The organism is Streptomyces sp. CNH189 (assembly GCF_000527195.1).
The window spans coordinates 1-17,760 of the sequence record NZ_AZUS01000008.1; the positions used below are offsets into that span (position 1 = coordinate 1).

The window sequence follows — 17,760 nt, forward strand, 5'->3', positions numbered from 1 at the left end:
TCGCCCGGCATTTGGTGACCGGACACGGTGTACGGCACGTGCTGCTGGCCAGCCGGAGCGGACCGGACGCCGAAGGTGCGGCGGCACTGCACGAGGAGCTGACCGGCCTGGGCGCGACCGTCACCATCGTCGCGTGCGACACCGCTGACCGGGACGCGCTCGCCGCGCTCCTGGCCGCCGTACCGGACGCACACCCGCTCACCGCCATCGTTCATACCGCCGGAGTTCTCGACGACGGCGTGATCACCGCCCTGACGCCGGAGCGTTTCGACACCGTCCTGCGGCCGAAACTTGATGCGGCGTTGCACCTGCACGAACTGACCCGGGACATCGACCTTGCGGCGTTCGTCCTCTTCTCCTCCGCCGCCGGAGTGCTGGGCAACCCTGGCCAGGGCAACTACGCCGCCGCCAACGCCTGCCTGGACGCCCTCGCCCTCCACCGCCGCCACTCCGGCCTGCCCGCCACATCCCTCGCATGGGGAGTGTGGGACCAGACCGGCACCAGCGGGAACCTGGGCATGCCCAATCAGCGGAGGACGGCCCCGCAGGGCCTGGTGGCACACTCCAGCCAGGAGGGTCTGGAGCTGTTCGACGCGGCGCTGCAGTCGGACGACGCGGTGCTTCTGGCGGCAAAGCCTGACTACGCCGCGCTGCGCGCCCAAGCCGCGTCCGAACCCGAACCCGTACCCGTACTGCTGCGGAGCCTCGTACGTGCCGGCCGCCGCACCGCTCGGCACCTGGCCTCCCGTGGGGGCGGCCTCGCGGAACAGCTGTCCGCCATGCTCCCGGTCCAGCGAGAGCAGATGCTGCTGGATCTGGTCCGGCGCGAAGTCGCTGCGGTCCTGGGCCATTCGACACCCGGCAAGGTCGACCCCGACCGGGCTTTCCGGGAGGTCGGCTTCGACTCGATGTTGGCCGTTGAACTCCGCAACCGGCTCACGGGACTCGTAGGGACCCGCCTCCCTGCCACGATCGTCTTCGACCATCCCACCCCCCGGAGCCTGATGCGCCGTCTGCTGGCGGAACTGTGCCCCGAGGACGTCGGCGAGTTGGCGGGTCGAGAGGACGAGATCCGGAGGGTTCTGGTCTCCACGCCTCTGTCCCGGTTCCAGGAACTCGGGCTCATGGAGAAGCTCCTGCAACTGGTGGCGAGTCCCGGTGGTGAAAGTGCCACAGCGCAGGACACCGCCGAACCGAAGCAGGACGGTAGGCGGCTGATCGAGCAGATGGATGTCGACGACCTGGTGGAGCGCGCGATGAGGAAAGCCGGCAAGCAGTAGCGGACGAGCGACCGGAACGAACGGAGACAGGGAATGACCAGCTCAGAGGAAAAGCTTGTCGAAGCGCTGCGGGCTTCACTGATCGAGAACGAGCGGCTGGAGAGCGAGAACAAGAAGATCCGCGACAGCTTCACTGAACCGATCGCCATCGTGGGCATGGCGTGCCGGTTCCCTGGTGGTGTGTCGACACCTGAAGAGTTGTGGGAGTTGATCGCCGATGGTCGTTCCGCAGTCGGCCCTTTCCCCACCGACCGGGGCTGGGATCTGGAGAATCTGTACGACCCGGAGCTCGATCGCGCCGGGACGACTTATGTACGGGAAGGCGGGTTCCTGCACGACGCGGGCGAGTTCGACGCCGGATTCTTCGGGATATCACAAAGCGAGACGGTGGTCATGGACCCGCAGCAGCGTCTCATGCTGGAGACGTCATGGGAGGCGATCGAACGGGCGGGCATAGACCCGGCTGCTCTGCGTGGCAAGAACGTCGGCGTGTTCGCCGGCATGGGCGGGCACGATTACGCCTCCGGTTTCCACAGCGTCCCCGACGAGCTTGAGGGCTACCTGATGACGGGCGGCTTGGAGAGCGTCCTGTCGGGACGGGTTTCCTACACTCTCGGGTTCGAGGGGCCCGCGGTCACGATAGACACGGCCTGCTCGTCGTCCCTGGTAGCCCTGCACATGGCAGTTCAGTCCCTGCGTTCGGGCGAGTCGTCGTTGGCGCTGGCCGGAGGCTCCAGCCTGATGACCACTCCCGCCGGCATCGTGTTGGCCTCGCGTATGCGGAGTCTTGCGAAGGACGGCCGGTGCAAGGCGTTCGCGGCATCCGCGGATGGAACGAACAGCGCCGAGGGCGTGGGCGTCCTGCTGGTGGAGCGGGTTTCCGATGCCATCCGTGACGGACATGAGATTCTCGGCGTCGTACGGGCCACCGCGGTGAACCAGGATGGCGCGTCCAACGGACTCACCGCGCCGAACGGGCCCTCGCAGCAGAGGGTGATCCGCCAGGCACTCGTTGCCGCTGGTCTGTCGTCCGCCGATGTCGATGTCGTCGAGGCGCACGGCACCGGAACCCCCCTGGGCGACCCGATCGAGGCACAGGCCCTGCTCGCCACCTATGGTCAGCGCCGTGACCCCGACTTGCCGCTGTGGCTCGGTTCGGTGAAGTCGAACATCGGACACGCGGGCCATGCGGCAGGCGTCGCTGGTGTGATCAAGATGGTGATGGCCATGCGGCATGGTGTGCTGCCGAAGACGTTGAACGTGGACGAGCCCACGCCTCAGGTCGACTGGTCCGCTGGAGCGGTCGAGTTGCTGACCGAGGCGCACCAGTGGCCCGAGACCGGCCGTCCTCGTCGCGCGGGGGTCTCCGGCTTCGGTGCCAGCGGCACCAACGCGCACGTCATCCTGGAGCAGGCGCCCGAGCCGACATCCGTGAACGCGTCCGACGAGAAGGCGCGCGTGCTGGGCGACTCGGTTGTGCCACTGGTCCTCTCGGCCCGTGGCGAGGCGGGTCTCGCCGGCCAGGCCCGGCGCCTCGGTGCGTTCCTGAGGCAACGCCAGGAGCTGGACCTGCTTGAGGTCGGCCGCTCGCTGGTGCAGAGCCGGGGGCTTCTCCCCGACCGTGCGATCGTGCTCGCCGGGGGCCGGGAAGAGGCGCTGACCGCACTGGACGCCGTGGCCGGCGGCGAGTCCGCGACCGGTGTCGTCAAGGGAACGGCCGCGAGCGTAGTGGGCGGGACCGTCTTCGTGTTCCCCGGCCAGGGCAGCCACTGGGCGGGCATGGGAAGGGAACTGCTTGAGACGTCGCCCGTGTTCGCAACCCGCATGGCCGAGTGCGCCGAGGCGCTCGACCCGCTGACCGGCTGGTCGTTGCTCGATGTGGTACGGCAGGTGCAGGGCACCCCGTCCCTTGACGACCTCGACGTCGTGCAGCCGGTTTCGTGGGCACTGATGCTGTCGCTCGCCGCGCTGTGGGAAGCGTGCGGGGTCGTCCCGGATGCGGTCGTGGGTCATTCCCAGGGTGAGATCGCCGCTGCCTGCTTCGCCGGTGCGCTGCCCCTTCCGGACGCCGCCCGCCTCGTGGTGCACCGTGCCAGGGCCATCCGCGCCGAGTTGTCGGGACATGGAGGCATGGCGTCCCTCGTTGCCAGTGTCAAGGCCGTCTCCGTGCTGGTCGAGGAGTTGCCGGGCCTGGAGATCGCCGCAGTCAACGGACCCTCGTCAGTGGTCGTGTCCGGTGAACTGCCCGCCCTGGAGGAGCTGCTCGCCCGGTGCAGGACCGAGGGCATCCACGCCCGCAGGATTCACGGGGCCAACGCCGCCGGACACTCCTCACAGATGGAGGTGCTGCGCGACTCCTTCCTTGAGGCATTTGCCGCGGTCTCCGGCGGGCCCTCGCGCGTGCCGCTGTACTCCACGGTGACCGGGCGACTCCAGGACACAACGGAGCTGGACGTTGAGTACTGGTATCGCAACCTGCGGCAGACCGTGCAGTTCGACCCGGCCATTCGGTCCCTGGCCGCTGATGGGCACGGAGTGTTCATCGAGGTCAGCTCGCATCCTGTGCTGGCGGCCGGCGTCCAGGACGTGCTGGAGGAGCTCCAGGCACCGGCCGTCGTCACCGGGTCGCTGCACCGCGACGAGGGCGGCCCGCGCAGGTTCCTCGCCTCGCTGGCCCACCTCCACACCCACGGCGTTCAGGTCAGCTGGGAGGCCGTCCTCGGCCGCGGTACGGAGCGGCCCGTAGATCTGCCGACGTACGCCTTTCAGCGCCAGCGCTACTGGTTGGACCCGGCGGACCCCGATGGGGACGCGCCAGGCCTCGGTCTTGATGCGGCGGACCATCCCCTGCTCGGCGCGGTCACCGCGATCCCCGGCTCGGACGGCGTGCTGTTCACTTCCCGGCTGTCGCTGCGCACGCACCCCTGGCTCGCCGACCACGCTGCCGCCGGAATCGTCCTCGTGCCCGGAGCGGCCTTCGTGGAGCTCGCGGTCCGCGCCGGCGACGAGATCGGGTGCGGTCTGGTCGGTGAACTGGTCATCGAGCGCCCCCTGCTGCTGCCCGAGAGCGGCGGCGTCCAGGTACGTGTGTGGGTGGGGGAGCCCGACGAATCCCGCCACCGCACCGTTCAGGTTCACTCCCGCTGGGAGGAAGCCGGTCCACGTGGGAGCTGGACCCGTCATGCCTCCGGACGCCTGGTGCCAGAGGAGGGCGGGGCCGATTTCGACCTCACCGAGTGGCCGCCGTCCGGCGCCACCGCCGTCGCCCCGGACGTAGTCGCGTCCGCGTACGACGGCATGGCAGAGGCGGGATACGGCTACGGTCCGGCGTTTCGGGGCCTGCGCGGGGCGTGGACGCGTGGCGATGAGGTGTTCGCCGAGGTCTCACTGCCCGAGGCGGCAGGCAAGGGCGACGACTACGGGCTGCACCCGGCCCTCCTGGACGCGGCCATGCACGCCTGTGCCTTCAGCAGCGGTATGGCCGGTGAGAGCCCGAAGCTGGCTCTGCCGTTCGTCTGGCGCGAGGTCAGACTGCACTCCGTCGGAACCTCCACGCTGCGGGTTCACCTCACACCGCTCGCGCACGACACGATCCGCTTGCGCCTGGCCGACGCCTTCGGCGCACCGGTGGCTGCCGTCGACTCGATGGTCTTGCGACCGGTGGTCCCGGAACTGCTGCGTGTGGGCTCGGGTGCGGCCAAGGAGCAGATGTTCCGTGTGGCCTGGGAGCCCGTCTCCGTCAGGAGCGTGCGGGACGAGCTGAACGTCGTACCCGTGACAACTGCCGAGGAGGTTCGTGCCGTGGCCGGAACGCCCCCTGGCATGTTCCTTCTCGATGTGGCCGGCGACGGACGTACGGACCCCGCCGCCGTCCGGGACCTCACCGGGCGAGTACTGGAGGTCGTCCAGGCGTGGCTCGCGGAACCCGCCTTCCAGGACACTCCTCTCGTCGCTCTCACACAGGTCGGTGCGGCCGTCCAGGACGGGGACCCGGCTCCCGATCCGGCCGTTGCAACGGCTGCCGGCTTGCTGCGTTCAGCACAGTCCGAGAACCCGGGCCGCATCATCCTGGTCGACACGGACGGGACGGAGGCGTCGGCCCGGCGCCTGCCCGATGTCCTAGCGTCCGGGCAACCTCAGGCGGCACTTCGCGGAGGCGCGGTAACGGTGCCGAGGCTCGTCAGGGCCGCCCCCGCCGATGCCCATGGCCGTCCGCTCGACCCCGAGGGCACGGTCCTGATCACCGGCGGCACGGGCCGGCTGGGTCGGCTGGCGGCCAGGCACCTGGTTTCCCAGCACAAGATCAGAAACCTCGTCCTGGTCAGCCGGAGGGGGCCGGACGCACCGGGCGCGGCCGACTTGGAAGCCGAACTCAACGAGCTCGGCGCGCTCGTCCGAGTCGTGGCGTGCGACGTGACCGATCGAGACTCCATGGTCGCGCTTCTGGCCTCGGTTCCCGAGGACGCCCCCCTTACCGGTGTGATCCACACGGCCGGCGCGCTGGATGACGGTGTGGTGACGTCCCTGACGCCCGAACAGCTCGACGCGGTGTTCCGTCCGAAGGCCGATGCGGCGCAGATTCTGGATGAACTCACGCGCGATCTCGACCTCGCGGCCTTCGTCCTGTACTCCTCGCTTTCGGGGATCTTCGGTTCAGCGGGTCAGGGCAACTACGCTGCCGCGAATTCCTACCTCGACGCGCTGGCCGTACGCCGTCGTGCGTCCGGATTGCCGGCGACCTCATTCGTGTGGGGATGGTGGGGGCAGGGGTCGGGCATGCTGGACAACCTCGCTGAGGACGACCTGAAGCGTTTCGACCGCTGGAACAGCGCCGAACTCACGACGCAAGAGGGCATGGAGCTGTTCGACCTCGCGCTGCTGGACCGTGACGCTGTTCAGGTCCTGGCGAAGATCGAACTCGACGCGATATGGGACCAGGCCGACTCCGCCTCCGTCCCCCCGCTGCTGCGCGGCCTCATCCGCGTCAGTCGGCGGCCCGCCCGTGAGGGGGCGACCGGGGCCGACAAGCTGGCGGACCGGCTGGCCCAGGCGTCCCCGGACCAGCGAGTGAAGATCCTGGTCGACCTGGTCCGGCGCGAGGTCGTCACGATCCTCGGCTACGTGTCCGCGGACGAAATAGGACCGGACCTTTCCTTCTTCGACATCGGTTTCGACTCTCTGACCGCCATCGAATTCAGGAACCGGCTGTCGGCGCTCACCGGCGTCCGTATCCCGGCCACCTTCGCCTTCGAGTTCCCCACCGCGGAACTGGCCGCCGAGGAGCTGCTGGAACGCCTCGAACCCCACGTGGGCTCGCCGGACGCTTCACGCACGGTGCGCGGAGACCAATGACCGACTCGTCTCCCTGCCGGAACTTCCATCAGTGACGTGCGGATGACGGGACCGGCGCACCGGTCACCGACCAACCCCCTCCCGGCACTCGCCGACGACGAACACTCAAGGAGATACAGCATGTTCGACAAGGACAAGTATCTGGAGCACCTCGGCTTCTCGGGAACGCCCGACGCGAGCCTGGCGACCCTGCGGAGGATCCACCGCGAGCACCAGATGCGGATCCCCTACGACAGTGGTTACGCCCTGGACCTGAACAACAGTGGTGACGCCCTCGGCCTGGCTGAGGAGCAGTTCGACCTTGACGCGGCCTTCGAGACGATCGTGCTCAGCGGCCGGGGCGGCATCTGCGTCGAACTGAACTTCATGTTCCATCGGCTCCTCGTCGAGTTGGGCTTCGAGGTGCAGGTGCTGGCCGCAGCGACCGTCCTGCCGGGGGGAGTGTGGGGCCCTGACATCGAGCACATGGTCATGCGCGTCACCATCGACGGCGAGGACTGGCTGGCCGACGCCGGGCACGCCGGCATCTCCATCGTGGAGCCGCTGCCGTTCTCCGGAGAGACCGTGGTCCAGGACGGCATCGAGTTCCGGCTGACCCGTCGGGAGCAGCACTACTTCCTTGAGTACAAGACCCGCGCCAAGGACTGGCGCGACTCCTATCGCTTCCTGCCGCAGACACGTACCACCGCGGACTGGGCCCGCTGGCGCGACGCCCTGCCGCTGGAAGAGCTGGAGTCGCACCCGCGGCGCCGTCGGCGGGTCATCGACAGCGGGCAGGTCACGCTCACCGCGAACCTCTTCATATCCGTTGAGGACGGCCAGGAGCGGCTTCGTCTCATCCGGGACGAGAACGAGCTCGAAAAGATCGTCAGCACCTACTGGGGCTGAGCGCCTGGCGGGGTGGGTGGCCGCCCCGGCGTGTCACCGGCTTCCACAGGACGAAGTGAGGCGGAGTGAGAGAACAGATACCGGTCTGCATCGGCGAACGTTCCTACGATGTGCTGATCGGCCCTGGGGTGCGTGCCATGCTGACCGAAGTGATCCAGGGCCTCGGCGCCCGGCGGGTCGCGGTCGTGTCGGCCCGGCCCGCGGAATGGGTGCCTGACACGGGAGTGGAGTCCGTGCTGCTGCCCGCTCGGGACGGTGAGCCGGACAAGAACCTCGCCACCGTGGAGGCCCTGTGCGCGGAGTTCGTACGCTTCGGCCTCACACGCAACGACGCGGTCGTCTCCTGCGGGGGCGGCACCACCACCGATGTCGTCGGCCTGGCCGCCGCCCTGTACCACCGGGGCGTCCCGGTGGTGCATCTGCCGACCACGCTGCTGGCCCAGGTCGACGCGAGTGTCGGCGGCAAGACGGCGGTCAACCTGCCCTCCGGCAAGAACCTGGTGGGCGCCTACTGGCAGCCCGCCGCCGTACTGTGCGACACCGACTACCTGTCCACCCTTCCCCGGCGTGAGATGCTCAACGGCCTGGGTGAGATCGCCCGCTGTCACTTCATCGGTGCCGGTGACCTGCGCGGGCTCGGCCTCGCGGAGCGCATCGCGGCCAGTGTGAGGCTGAAGGCGGGCATCGTCTCAGCCGACGAGCGGGACACCGGCCTGCGACACATCCTCAACTACGGCCACACTCTGGGCCACGCCCTGGAGGTGGCCGGCGGTTTCGCGCTCCGGCATGGCGAGGCCGTCGCGATCGGCACGGTCTTCGCGGGCCTGCTCGCCGGGGCCCTGGACCGGATCGGTCCCGGGCGAGTGGCGGAGCACCGGGAGGTCGTCGAGTTCTACGGCCTGCCCACCGCGCTGCCCGAGGGGATCGAGACGGCCGAGCTGATCCGCCTGATGCGCCGGGACAAGAAGGCGCTCACCGGCCTCGCCTTCGTCCTCGATCGGCCCGGGGGAGCGGAGCTGGTCCACGACGTGTCCGAACAGGTCGTCGCCGAGGTTCTGGAGCGCATGCCACGGCAGCCACTCGGGCAACTCGTCGAGCCCACGGGCTTCCACGGAACGGGAGCCCCGCTGCCATGACGCGCACATCAGAGGCAGCGCACGGCGGGGTCCGGGGCAGGAACACGCGGAAGCCGAGCCTCACGGACCGCCTCGCCGCGGCCCTGGACAGACCCGCGGCGCAGCAGCCCGAGTGGCCGGACCCGGCCCGGGCCCGGGCAGTGATGGAACTGCTGCGCACCGCGCCCCCGATCGTGGCCGAGTCCGAGACGGCACAGCTCTCCGAGCAGCTCGCGGCGGTCGCCCGCGGCGAGGCGTTCCTGCTGCAGAGCGGGGACTGCGCGGAAACCTTCGCCGAGACCACCGAATCGCACCTGCGAGCCAACCTCGGTCTCCTGAAGCGGATGTCGCGTCTCCTTGCCCACGCCTCCGGGCTGCCGGTGGTTCCCCTCGCCCGTATGGCCGGACAGTACGCGAAGCCGCGCTCACGGTCCGTCGACGCGGACGGCTTGCCGGTCTACCGGGGTGACATGGTCAACTCCGCCGAACGCACCCTTGCCGCACGCACGTGTGACCCGGACAGGATGCTGCGCGCCCACGGGCACGCGGCTCGCGCGATGACGTTCGCCCGCCGGGCGTACGCACAGGAGCCGGCGGCCCCGCTCACCGGCCTCCCCTCGTGCCTGCAAGGCACCCCCGGCGGGGGCCGGTTCGTCCGCGCCGCCGAAGAGATCGGCCGCGATCCGGGCCCGAGCGGCGAACAGATCTATGTGGGCCACGAGATGCTCTTGCTCGACTACGAATGCGCCCCGCTCCACACCGCCGGGTTCACCATCGGTCCGGAACCACGGCTCCTCAGCCCACTCGCACACTTCCTCTGGATCGGCGAGCGCACCCGAGGCCTCGGCGACGCGCACCTCGCCGTCGCCGAACTGCTCGCCAACCCCATCGGGGTGAAGATCGGCCCCAGCACAACCCCGGAAGAAGCCGTCGAGTACGTCCGCAGACTCGACCCCCATGCCACGCCCGGGCGGCTGACGCTGATCAGCAGGATGGGCCACTCCCAGGTCCGCGACGTGCTGCCGCCGATCGTGGAGAAGGTCACCGCCACCGGCCACCAGGTGGTGTGGCAGTGCGACGCGATGCACGGCAACTCCCGCACGACGCCGGATGGCCGCAAGACCCGCCACTTCGACGACATCGTCGCGGAGATCATCGGCTTCTTCGATGTCCACCGCGCCCTCGGCACCCACCCCGGCGGCCTCCACCTGGAGGCGACCGGCGAGGACGTCACCGAGTGCCTGGGCGGCGCCCGCGGCCTCGGTGAGGCTGACCTGCCGGCCCGCTACCGTACCGCCTGCGACCCTCGCCTGAATGAGGAACAGTCCATGGAACTTGCCCTCACCGTCACCGATTTGCTCGCAGAAGCCATCCGGCCGGCTGCCCAGCAGGTCACCTCTGCCAGCCCCGGGAACCCGCGATGACCGACACCGCCATTCCGCCGCGGGTCCCGATCAGCGGCACCACCCGCCTGTACGCGGTGATCGGCGACCCGGTCGAGCAGGTCCAGTCTCCCGGCCTGCTCAACCCGCTCTTCGCCGAACAGGGCGTCGACGCGGTGCTGGTGCCGGTGAAGGTCCACCCTGCCGATCTGGAGCGGGTCGTACGTGGCCTGCAGCGGATCGATAACCTCGACGGCATCTTCGTCACCGTCCCGCACAAGGCGGACGCCGCCCGGCTCGCCGACCGGCAAAGCCGTACCGTCCAGATCGCCGGAACGGCCAATGTGCTGCGTCGCGAGACCGACGGCAGTTGGCTCGCTGAGAACTTCGACGGTTCCGGTTTCGTGACCGGCCTCGCCGGCGCCGGGCATGAGGTACGAGGCAAGCGGGTCGCGCTCGCCGGGGCCGGCGGGGCGGGCAGCGCCATCGCGTGCGCGCTGCTGACGGCCGGCGCGGACCGGATCACCGTGACCGACCCGGACCTGCCCAAACTCGACACGTTGGTCGGTCGACTCGACACGTACTGGCCGGGCCGAATTCACGCCGTCGCCGAACTGCCTTTGGATGAGAGTGACTTCGCGGTCAACGCGACGCCGCTCGGACTGCGACCCGGCGACCCACTGCCGTTCGCGCCCGAAGGTCTCCCGCCCGCGGCGGTGGTGGGCGACATCATCATGAAACCCCATGAGACCCCCCTGCTGCGGCAGGCCGCCGCCCTCGGCCACCACGTCCACCACGGCATCCACATGCTGAACGGTCAAGTGGAGTCCTACTGCGAGTTCTTCGGCCTGAGCGCACCCACGACCGGCTGACGCACACACCCGCCGGCCGACCCTCAACCCGACAGACGGCTACCAGACCGGGGGATGTGGGGTGGTGAGGCGGTGCCTACCGTGAAAGTCGCACTCCTGGGTCTGACCCTCGACGTGGAACCTGCGGTCGGCCGCGTGCCCCGCCGCCTCATGCTGTGCGTCGGCCATCGGCCGAGAAATGTCCGAAGTGGAGATTTGGAGATACATGAACGCACGACCGGCACCAGAGTTTCCCTCCTGGCCGCAGTACGGCGACGGCGAGCGCACCGGCCTGATCCGGGCCCTGGAGCAGGGCCAGTGGTGGCGCATGGGCGGGTCGGAGGTGGACTCCTTCGAGAGTGAGTTCGCCGACTTCCACGGCGCCGCGCATGCTTTGGCCGTCACCAACGGCACCCATGCCCTGGAACTGGCGCTGCAGTGTCTGGGTGTCGGTCCGGGCACGGAGGTCATCGTGCCGGCCTTCACTTTCATCTCCTCGTCCCAGGCCGCTCAGCGGCTCGGCGCGGTCGCCGTCCCCGTCGACGTCGATCTCGACACGTACAACATCGACGTGGCTGCCGCGGCGGCCGCCGTCACCCCTCGCACCAGGGTGATCATGCCCGTGCACATGGCGGGGCTCATCGCTGACATGGACGCGCTCGACAAGCTCTCCGCGGACACCGGCGTGCCCGTGCTGCAGGACGCCGCCCACGCGCACGGTGCCCGATGGCAGGGCAAACGGGTGGGCGAGTTGGGCACGGTCGCCACCTTCAGCTTCCAGAACGGCAAGCTGATGACCGCCGGCGAGGGTGGTGCCCTGCTCTTCCCCGACGAGGAGACGTACGAGGCCGCCTTCCTGCGGCACAGCTGTGGCCGGCCGCGCACCGACCGCCACTACATGCACCAGACCGCCGGCACCAACATGCGGCTCAACGAGTTCTCTGCCTCCGTGCTCCGCGCCCAACTGAGCCGCCTCGACGCCCAGCTCACGCTGCGCGATGAGCGCTGGACACTGCTGTCCCGGCTGCTCGGCAAGATCGACGGCGTCGTACCCCAGGGGGGCGATGCGCGCGCCGACCGGAACTCTCACTACATGGCCATGTTCCGGATCCCCGGTATCTCCGAGGAGGGCCGCAACGCCCTCGTCGACACGCTCGTCGCGTCCGGGCTGCCTGCTTTCGCCGCCTTCCGGGCGATCTACCGCACCGACGCGTTCTGGGAGACGGCCGCGCCCGACACCACCGTCGAGAAGCTCGCCGCGACCTGCCCCCACACGGAGGCGATCAGCACCGACTGCATCTGGCTGCACCACCGGGTGCTGCTCGCCTCCGAGGAAGCCCTCCACACCACGGCCGAGATCATCGCCGACGCGGTGGCCGCACGATGAAGGTCCGCGCCGCCGTCGTCGGCCTCGGCTGGGCAGGCCGCGAGCTGTGGCTCAGACTGCTGAGAGAGCACCAGGACTTCGCGGTGGTCGCCGCCGTCGACCCCGACCCTGCCTCCCGGGCAGCCGCCGTGGCGATGGGCCTGCCCGCCCACAGCACCATCGACGCCCTCTCCCCGCGCACGGTCGACATCGCCGTCGTCGCGGTACCCAACCATCTGCACGCCGAGGTGGCGGCCATCCTGCTCCGCCGGGGGATCTCCGTCTTCCTGGAGAAGCCGGTCTGCCTGACCACCGCCGAGGCCGACGCCCTCGCCGCGGCCGAACAGAACGGCGGGATGCTGCTCGCCGGCAGCGCCGCCGCCCACCGCGGCGACGTCCAAGCGCTTGCCGGGCTGCTGCCCCAGCTCGGCCGGATCCGCCATGTCACCCTGGGCTGGGTCAGGGCACGCGGCGTGCCACAGCCCGGCGGCTGGTTCACCCAGCGCAGCAAGTCCGGTGGCGGTGTCCTCGTCGACCTCGGCTGGCACCTGCTCGACGTCCTCACCTACCTCCTCGGCCCCGCCCCCGTCACCCAAGTGATCGGCTCGGTCTCCGACGACTTCGTCAACAGCGGCGCCTGGTCCGCTGTCTGGCGCGAGGAACATCCCACCGACGTCCCGGCCGGCAACGTCGAGGACACCGCCCGAGGCTTCCTGCTCCGCGAGGACGGCATCTCGGTCTCGCTGCAAGCCAGCTGGGCTTCGCACGAGGCACTGGACGCCTCCGTCATCACCCTCGAGGGCAGCAACGGAACGGCACGACTGCACTGCACCTTCGGCTTCAGCCCCAACCGGGCCCCCGAACGGGTGCTCACCCTCACCCGGGAAGGCACCACACAGCAGATCCCGCTGCCCGACGAGCCGATCGGCACCGAGTACGGACGCCAGCTCGACGGCCTCGCCGGGCTCCTGGCCGACCCGGGCCGACGCGGCGTGGCCGTCGCTCAGGCCCGTAACACCGTCCAGCTGGTCGAAAGCTTCTACGCATCGGCCCGTGCCGCTCGACCTGCGGACCACGCGCCCCGATTCACCCCCCACGAGGAGGTGAGGACCGTATGACCACACGGTCGGAACACCACGCGGCAACGACCACCGAACAGCACGCCCCGGTCTCCGGACAAGCAGTCATCTTCGATCTCGACGGAGTCGTCGTCGACAGCTTCGCGGTCATGGGCGAGGCCTTCTCCCTCGCCTACGCCGAGGTCGTCGGCCCGGGTGAGGCGCCCTTCGAGGAGTACCAGCGCCATCAGGGCCGCTACTTTCCCGACATCATGCGGATCATGGGCCTTCCGCCGGAGATGGAGGAGCCTTTCGTCCGTGAGAGCTACCGGCTCGCCCACCAGGTGCAGGTGTACGACGGTGTCGTCGATGTGCTGAGGACGCTGAACGAGCGCGGCCTTCAGCTGGCCATCGCCACCGGCAAGGCCGGCGAGCGCGCCCGTTCCCTGCTCGACGTCCTCGGCCTGCTTCCGTACTTCGCCCACGTCATCGGCTCCGACGAGGTGCCCCGGCCCAAGCCCGCCCCTGACATCGTCAGACGCGCGCTCGAACTCCTCGACGTTCCCGCGGACCAGGCCATCATGATCGGCGACGCGCCCACCGACCTGGCCAGCGCCCAGGGCGCCGACGTCACCGCCGTAGCCGCACTGTGGGGCTGCCACGACGAGATCGGACTGCTCGCCGCCGGCCCTGACATCGTCCTTCGACGCCCCGCCGACCTACTCGTTCTCTGCCCGGCCGTCCCCGGTCACTGAGACGGAATGACAGCCTCACCGCCGTCGTGGCATCTGGGCATCGACATAGGGGGCACAAAGGTCGCCCTGCGCGCCGAGTCAACGGACGGCCGTACCGAGGAGCACAGGTTCTCCTGGCCGCACCATGAAGGCGGACCGGACGGCGACCTTGCCCTGCTGTCGTACGGCATCAGCATCCTGGCGGCCCGCACAGGCGAGGGTTTCCAGGCCGCCGGGGTCGCCGTCCCCGCCACGGTCGGCCCAGACGACCAGGTCATCTCCTGGCCCAGCCGACCGTCATGGACCGGCCTCGCCCTCGGCCCCGCGCTACGCGCCCTCGTGCCCGGAGCGGCCCTCGCATGGGCGGACGACGGCGACGTGGCCGCCCTCGCCGAGGCCGAAGCGGGCGACTGCGCTGATCTGCTCTACGTCGGCGTCGGTACCGGCATCGGCGGCGGCCTGGTCCTGGGCGGCCGCCTGTGCCCCGGCCCGGGCCGCGGCTCCTTCGAACTGGGCCATGTGGTCGTTGAGTTGGGCGGCCCCGTGTGTGTCTGCGGCCGCCAGGGCTGCCTCCAGGCGACAGCTTCGGGGCCGGCCACTCTGACCCGGGCCGGCGAGCTCCTCGGCGAGCCGGTCACCTACGAAGAGCTGCGCGAAGCGCTCCGTACCGGCCGTCCGTGGGCCACAGCCGCGATCGACGGCACCTGCCGGGCCCTGGCCACCGCCATCATGGGGGTCACCGAACTGCTCCACCCCGGCCTCGCCGTGATCGGAGGCGGATTTGCGGCAGGCGTCGACGACCTGGTCGACCGCACGGCAACCCACCTGACATCCCTCTCGCGTCCAGGCCGCCCTGCCCCACCGCTCGCTCCGGCGCGCCTGGGTGGCCTTTCCTCCCTCCAGGGCGCGGTCCTCCTTGCCCGAGCCGTCACCGACGGAGCCGAACCGACCGAGCTCTGACCCAACACGAATTCAATAAAGATTCAAGGAGTCCGTGCATAAAGTGGAGGACACGAGGAAGGCATACTCATCCGCCGCGACGTTCCGATGGCTCACTGATGAGCAGCAACGCATCTGGCGCTCCTACGTCAACGCGACCACGCTCCTGGAGGACCGCATGGACCGCCAGCTACAACGTGCTGTGAACATGCCTCACAGCTATTACAGGCTCCTGGTGAACCTCGCGGAGTCCCCTCACCAGCGGCTCCAGATGACGGAGCTGGCGATGCACGCGAAGATCACCCGCCCCCGGCTCTCGCACGCCGTCGCACGCTTGGAGGCGATCGGCTTGGTACGGCGCGAGGAAGCTCCCTCCGGCCAACGCGGCAAGTTCACGGTGCTCACAGAGGAGGGCCTGGAGGCCCTCAGACTGACCGCTCCGAGCTATGCGACAGTCGTCCAGCATGCCCTGTTCGACCGGCTTACTCCCCAGCAGCAGGAGTTCCTGGGCGCGATCATGGAGATCGTCACCGATGGACTCCAGACGGACAAAGCGAGTGCCGACCTTCCCTGGCTGCGCTAGGGGCCGAAACCGGGGCGGCTGGCTGGCTGTCTGCCCGGCCGCGTCAGTCCCGGCCGTCTGCACACATCCGCGCGACCAGGCCGAGCTCGGCCATGATCCTCGCGCTGGTGTTCACCGAGACTCGCCGGCCCTGCCTCACCAGCCGGATCCAGATCTTCGGCGAGCCGTGGGCACCGCCGGAAGCGTCGGACTCCTCCGTCACCGCTTCGATCAGATGCCTTCCGCGCCGCTCACGCCGGGGCCGCTGATCAGTCGGTCAGGTCGTTCCCGGCCGGGCCATGATCGGGTCGGTCGCCGGGTCAGGATCCGGAGGACTCGTCGTACCGGTGGAAACCGCGGCCCGTCTTGCGGCCCAGTCTGCCTTCCCGGACCATCCGGGTGAGCAAAGGGGGCAGTTCGGGGACCAGGCCCTCGGAGTGCTCCGCCATCGAACGGGCCACGTCGGTGATCGTGTCGATCCCGATCAGGTCGAGCAGCGCGAGCGGACCCATGGGATGTCCGCAGCCCAGCACCATTCCCCGGTCGATGTCGTCGGCGTCGGCGATGCCCTGGTCGTACATCGTGACCGCCGCCATCAGATACGGCACGAGGAGGGCGTTGACCACGAACCCGCTTCGGTCCGCGGTGCGGATCACCTCCTTGCCGAGGGTGTCCTTGGCGAAGGATTCGGCCGATGCGGCGCACTGTTGCGAGGTGCGGTCCGTCACCACGACCTCGACCAGGGGCATCAGCGGTACGGGATTGAAGAAGTGCATTCCCACCACGGACCCGGCTCTGCCGGTGGCCTCCGCCAGATCGCCGACCAGCAGGCTGGAGGTCGTCGAGGCCAGGACGGCCGCAGGGTCGGCCAGCACCCTGTCCACCGCCTTGAACACCCGTTGTTTCACATCGAGTCTCTCGGTCACGGCCTCCACGACGAACTGCCGGTCCGCCAGGTCCTCGACGTTGGCGGTGACCCGCAACCGGGACATGGCCGCCGCCTGTTCCGGCACCGTCATCCGGCCCTTGGCCACCGCGCGGGCGAACGCGGCCGTCAGCCGTCCGACCGTGTCCTCGATCCGGTGCGGGGCGGAGACCAGAACCGTCACGTCGACCCCGGCGCGCAGGCTCACCTCGGCAATGCCGGCGCCCATCGTCCCGCCACCGATCACGCCCAGTCGTTCCACCGTCGTACTCATCGAGTCCCACCCTCGGTCGCGGTCCAGCGCAGCAGGGCGGCACCGGCCGCCATACCCGCGCCGAAGCCCGCCAGTAGCACCAGATCGCCGTCCCGTAGCACGCCGGAACGGTTGGCCGCGTCGAGTGCGACCGGCACCGACGCGGAACCGATGTTGCCGCTGTGACGCAACGGCAGATGGGTGTCCGCCCGCACCAGACCACTGGCCCCGGCCAGTTCCTCCACCAGTCGGCCATTGGCCTGGTGCGGCACGAAATGCTGGACGTCGGCCGGTTCGTGGCCGGAGCGCTTGAGCAGCCCGGCGATGAGGCCGGGGACGTTGTCCAGGACGAAGTCGCGCACCCCCCGGCCTTGCATGCTCAGCAGGTGGCCACCGTCCGCGACCGTCTCGACTGAGGCGGGACGGCGGCTGCCCCCGGCCGGCATGCTGATCAACTCGTGGGCGTCGCCCCGGCTCACCAACTCGACCTTGAGCAAGCCGCGTTCCGGATCGCCGGGCGCATGCGGGACGGAGCCGATGACCGCGGCACCGGCTCCGTCCCCGAACAGAACACTGGTCGCCCGGTTGTCGAAGTCGATGAACCGGGTCCACACGTCGGTGCCGATGACCAGGACCTTCGTCGTCGGGTCCAGCGCCACGTACGCCCGGGCGATGGACAGCGCGGTGACGAATCCGGTGCAGGCGATGTTGACGTCGAAACAGGCGGCCCGGCGGGCGCCGAGCGCCAGTTGCACCAGTGACGCGGTGGAGGGGATCGGGGCGTCACCGGTGGTCGTGGCGACGATGATGAAGTCGATGCCGTCGGCGTCCAGTCCGGCCTGGTCCAAGGCGGCGCGCGCGGCGTGGACGGCGAGGTCGGACGCCGCCTCGTCCGGTGCCGCGTACCGCCGTTCGACGATGGCGGTCCGGACGGCGATCCACTCGGCGGAGGCACCGGGTACCCGGGCCTCGATCTCCTCGTTGGTCACCACCCGTTCGGGCAGGTAGGAGCCGGTCCCCAGCACGGATGTGACGTACCCCGGTGCCATTTCCAT

13 protein-coding genes and 1 pseudogene are annotated in these 17,760 nt (G+C 69.6%); 11 read left to right on the plus strand and 3 right to left on the minus strand.

Annotated features, from left to right (window positions below):
- The 11 genes and pseudogenes from B100_RS0112750 to B100_RS0112805 form a co-directional block, all read left to right on the plus strand.
- The coding region (locus B100_RS0112750; RefSeq protein ID WP_158686716.1) for a type I polyketide synthase at positions 1-1,280 on the plus strand (1,280 nt) is incomplete at its 5' end.
- A 54-nt stretch (positions 1,281-1,334) separates the two neighbouring features.
- Positions 1,335-6,632 (plus strand): annotated as a pseudogene (locus B100_RS0112755) (type I polyketide synthase); the annotation flags it as partial.
- Positions 6,633-6,752: 120 nt separating this feature from the next.
- Entirely contained in the window at positions 6,753-7,520 is a 768-nt protein-coding gene (locus B100_RS0112760) for an arylamine N-acetyltransferase (RefSeq protein WP_024884831.1), read from the plus strand.
- 137 nt (positions 7,521-7,657) lie between these two features.
- Complete coding sequence (locus B100_RS0112765; RefSeq protein ID WP_199785240.1) at positions 7,658-8,656, plus strand: 3-dehydroquinate synthase; 999 nt, start codon at positions 7,658-7,660, stop codon at positions 8,654-8,656.
- Complete coding sequence (locus B100_RS0112770; protein WP_024884833.1) at positions 8,653-10,059, plus strand: 3-deoxy-7-phosphoheptulonate synthase; 1,407 nt, start codon at positions 8,653-8,655, stop codon at positions 10,057-10,059. Before B100_RS0112765 ends, B100_RS0112770 begins: the two co-directional genes overlap by 4 nt.
- A complete protein-coding gene (locus tag B100_RS0112775; protein ID WP_024884834.1) occupies positions 10,056-10,889 on the plus strand; it encodes a shikimate dehydrogenase in 834 nt (277 codons plus the stop codon). The genes B100_RS0112770 and B100_RS0112775 overlap by 4 nt, the downstream gene beginning before the upstream one ends.
- Before the next feature lie 205 nt (positions 10,890-11,094).
- Entirely contained in the window at positions 11,095-12,255 is a 1,161-nt protein-coding gene (gene rifK / locus B100_RS0112785; RefSeq protein WP_024884835.1) for a 3-amino-5-hydroxybenzoate synthase, read from the plus strand.
- Positions 12,252-13,352: a Gfo/Idh/MocA family protein gene (locus tag B100_RS0112790; RefSeq protein WP_024884836.1), complete on the plus strand. Its 1,101-nt coding sequence runs from the start codon at positions 12,252-12,254 to the stop codon at positions 13,350-13,352. The genes rifK and B100_RS0112790 overlap by 4 nt, the downstream gene beginning before the upstream one ends.
- Positions 13,349-14,047, plus strand: coding sequence for an HAD-IA family hydrolase (locus tag B100_RS0112795; RefSeq protein ID WP_024884837.1), 699 nt, complete (start codon positions 13,349-13,351; stop codon positions 14,045-14,047). Before B100_RS0112790 ends, B100_RS0112795 begins: the two co-directional genes overlap by 4 nt.
- 6 nt (positions 14,048-14,053) lie before the next feature.
- The gene (locus tag B100_RS0112800; RefSeq protein WP_024884838.1) at positions 14,054-14,986 is read left to right on the plus strand and encodes an ROK family protein; all 933 of its coding nucleotides are present in this window, start codon (positions 14,054-14,056) and stop codon (positions 14,984-14,986) included.
- Positions 14,987-15,029: 43 nt separating this feature from the next.
- Positions 15,030-15,548: a MarR family transcriptional regulator gene (locus B100_RS0112805; protein WP_024884839.1), complete on the plus strand. Its 519-nt coding sequence runs from the start codon at positions 15,030-15,032 to the stop codon at positions 15,546-15,548.
- Positions 15,549-15,591: 43 nt separating this feature from the next.
- Here B100_RS0112805 and B100_RS35470 read toward each other — a convergent pair whose 3' ends face one another.
- The 3 genes from B100_RS35470 to B100_RS0112820 all read right to left on the minus strand — a co-directional run bounded on the left by B100_RS35470 (position 15,592) and on the right by B100_RS0112820 (position 17,760).
- Complete coding sequence (locus B100_RS35470; RefSeq protein ID WP_078540888.1) at positions 15,592-15,762, minus strand: IS3 family transposase; 171 nt, start codon at positions 15,760-15,762, stop codon at positions 15,592-15,594.
- 85 nt (positions 15,763-15,847) lie between these two features.
- A complete protein-coding gene (locus tag B100_RS0112815) occupies positions 15,848-16,726 on the minus strand; it encodes a 3-hydroxybutyryl-CoA dehydrogenase (protein ID WP_024884840.1) in 879 nt (292 codons plus the stop codon).
- Entirely contained in the window at positions 16,723-17,760 is a 1,038-nt protein-coding gene (locus B100_RS0112820; protein ID WP_486585641.1) for a 3-oxoacyl-ACP synthase III family protein, read from the minus strand. The genes B100_RS0112815 and B100_RS0112820 overlap by 4 nt, the downstream gene beginning before the upstream one ends.

Coding starts and splice junctions, on each gene's coding strand:
- B100_RS0112760 (WP_024884831.1), top strand. CDS start 6,753: ATGTTCGACAAGGACAAGTATCTGGAGCACCTCGGCTTCTCGGGAACG.
- B100_RS0112790 (WP_024884836.1), top strand. CDS start 12,252: ATGAAGGTCCGCGCCGCCGTCGTCGGCCTCGGCTGGGCAGGCCGCGAG.
- B100_RS0112800 (WP_024884838.1), top strand. CDS start 14,054: ATGACAGCCTCACCGCCGTCGTGGCATCTGGGCATCGACATAGGGGGC.
- B100_RS0112770 (WP_024884833.1), top strand. CDS start 8,653: ATGACGCGCACATCAGAGGCAGCGCACGGCGGGGTCCGGGGCAGGAAC.
- B100_RS0112775 (WP_024884834.1), top strand. CDS start 10,056: ATGACCGACACCGCCATTCCGCCGCGGGTCCCGATCAGCGGCACCACC.
- B100_RS0112820 (WP_486585641.1), bottom strand. CDS start 17,760: ATGGAAATGGCACCGGGGTACGTCACATCCGTGCTGGGGACCGGCTCC.
- B100_RS0112765 (WP_199785240.1), top strand. CDS start 7,658: ATGCTGACCGAAGTGATCCAGGGCCTCGGCGCCCGGCGGGTCGCGGTC.
- B100_RS0112795 (WP_024884837.1), top strand. CDS start 13,349: ATGACCACACGGTCGGAACACCACGCGGCAACGACCACCGAACAGCAC.
- rifK (WP_024884835.1), top strand. CDS start 11,095: ATGAACGCACGACCGGCACCAGAGTTTCCCTCCTGGCCGCAGTACGGC.
- B100_RS0112815 (WP_024884840.1), bottom strand. CDS start 16,726: ATGAGTACGACGGTGGAACGACTGGGCGTGATCGGTGGCGGGACGATG.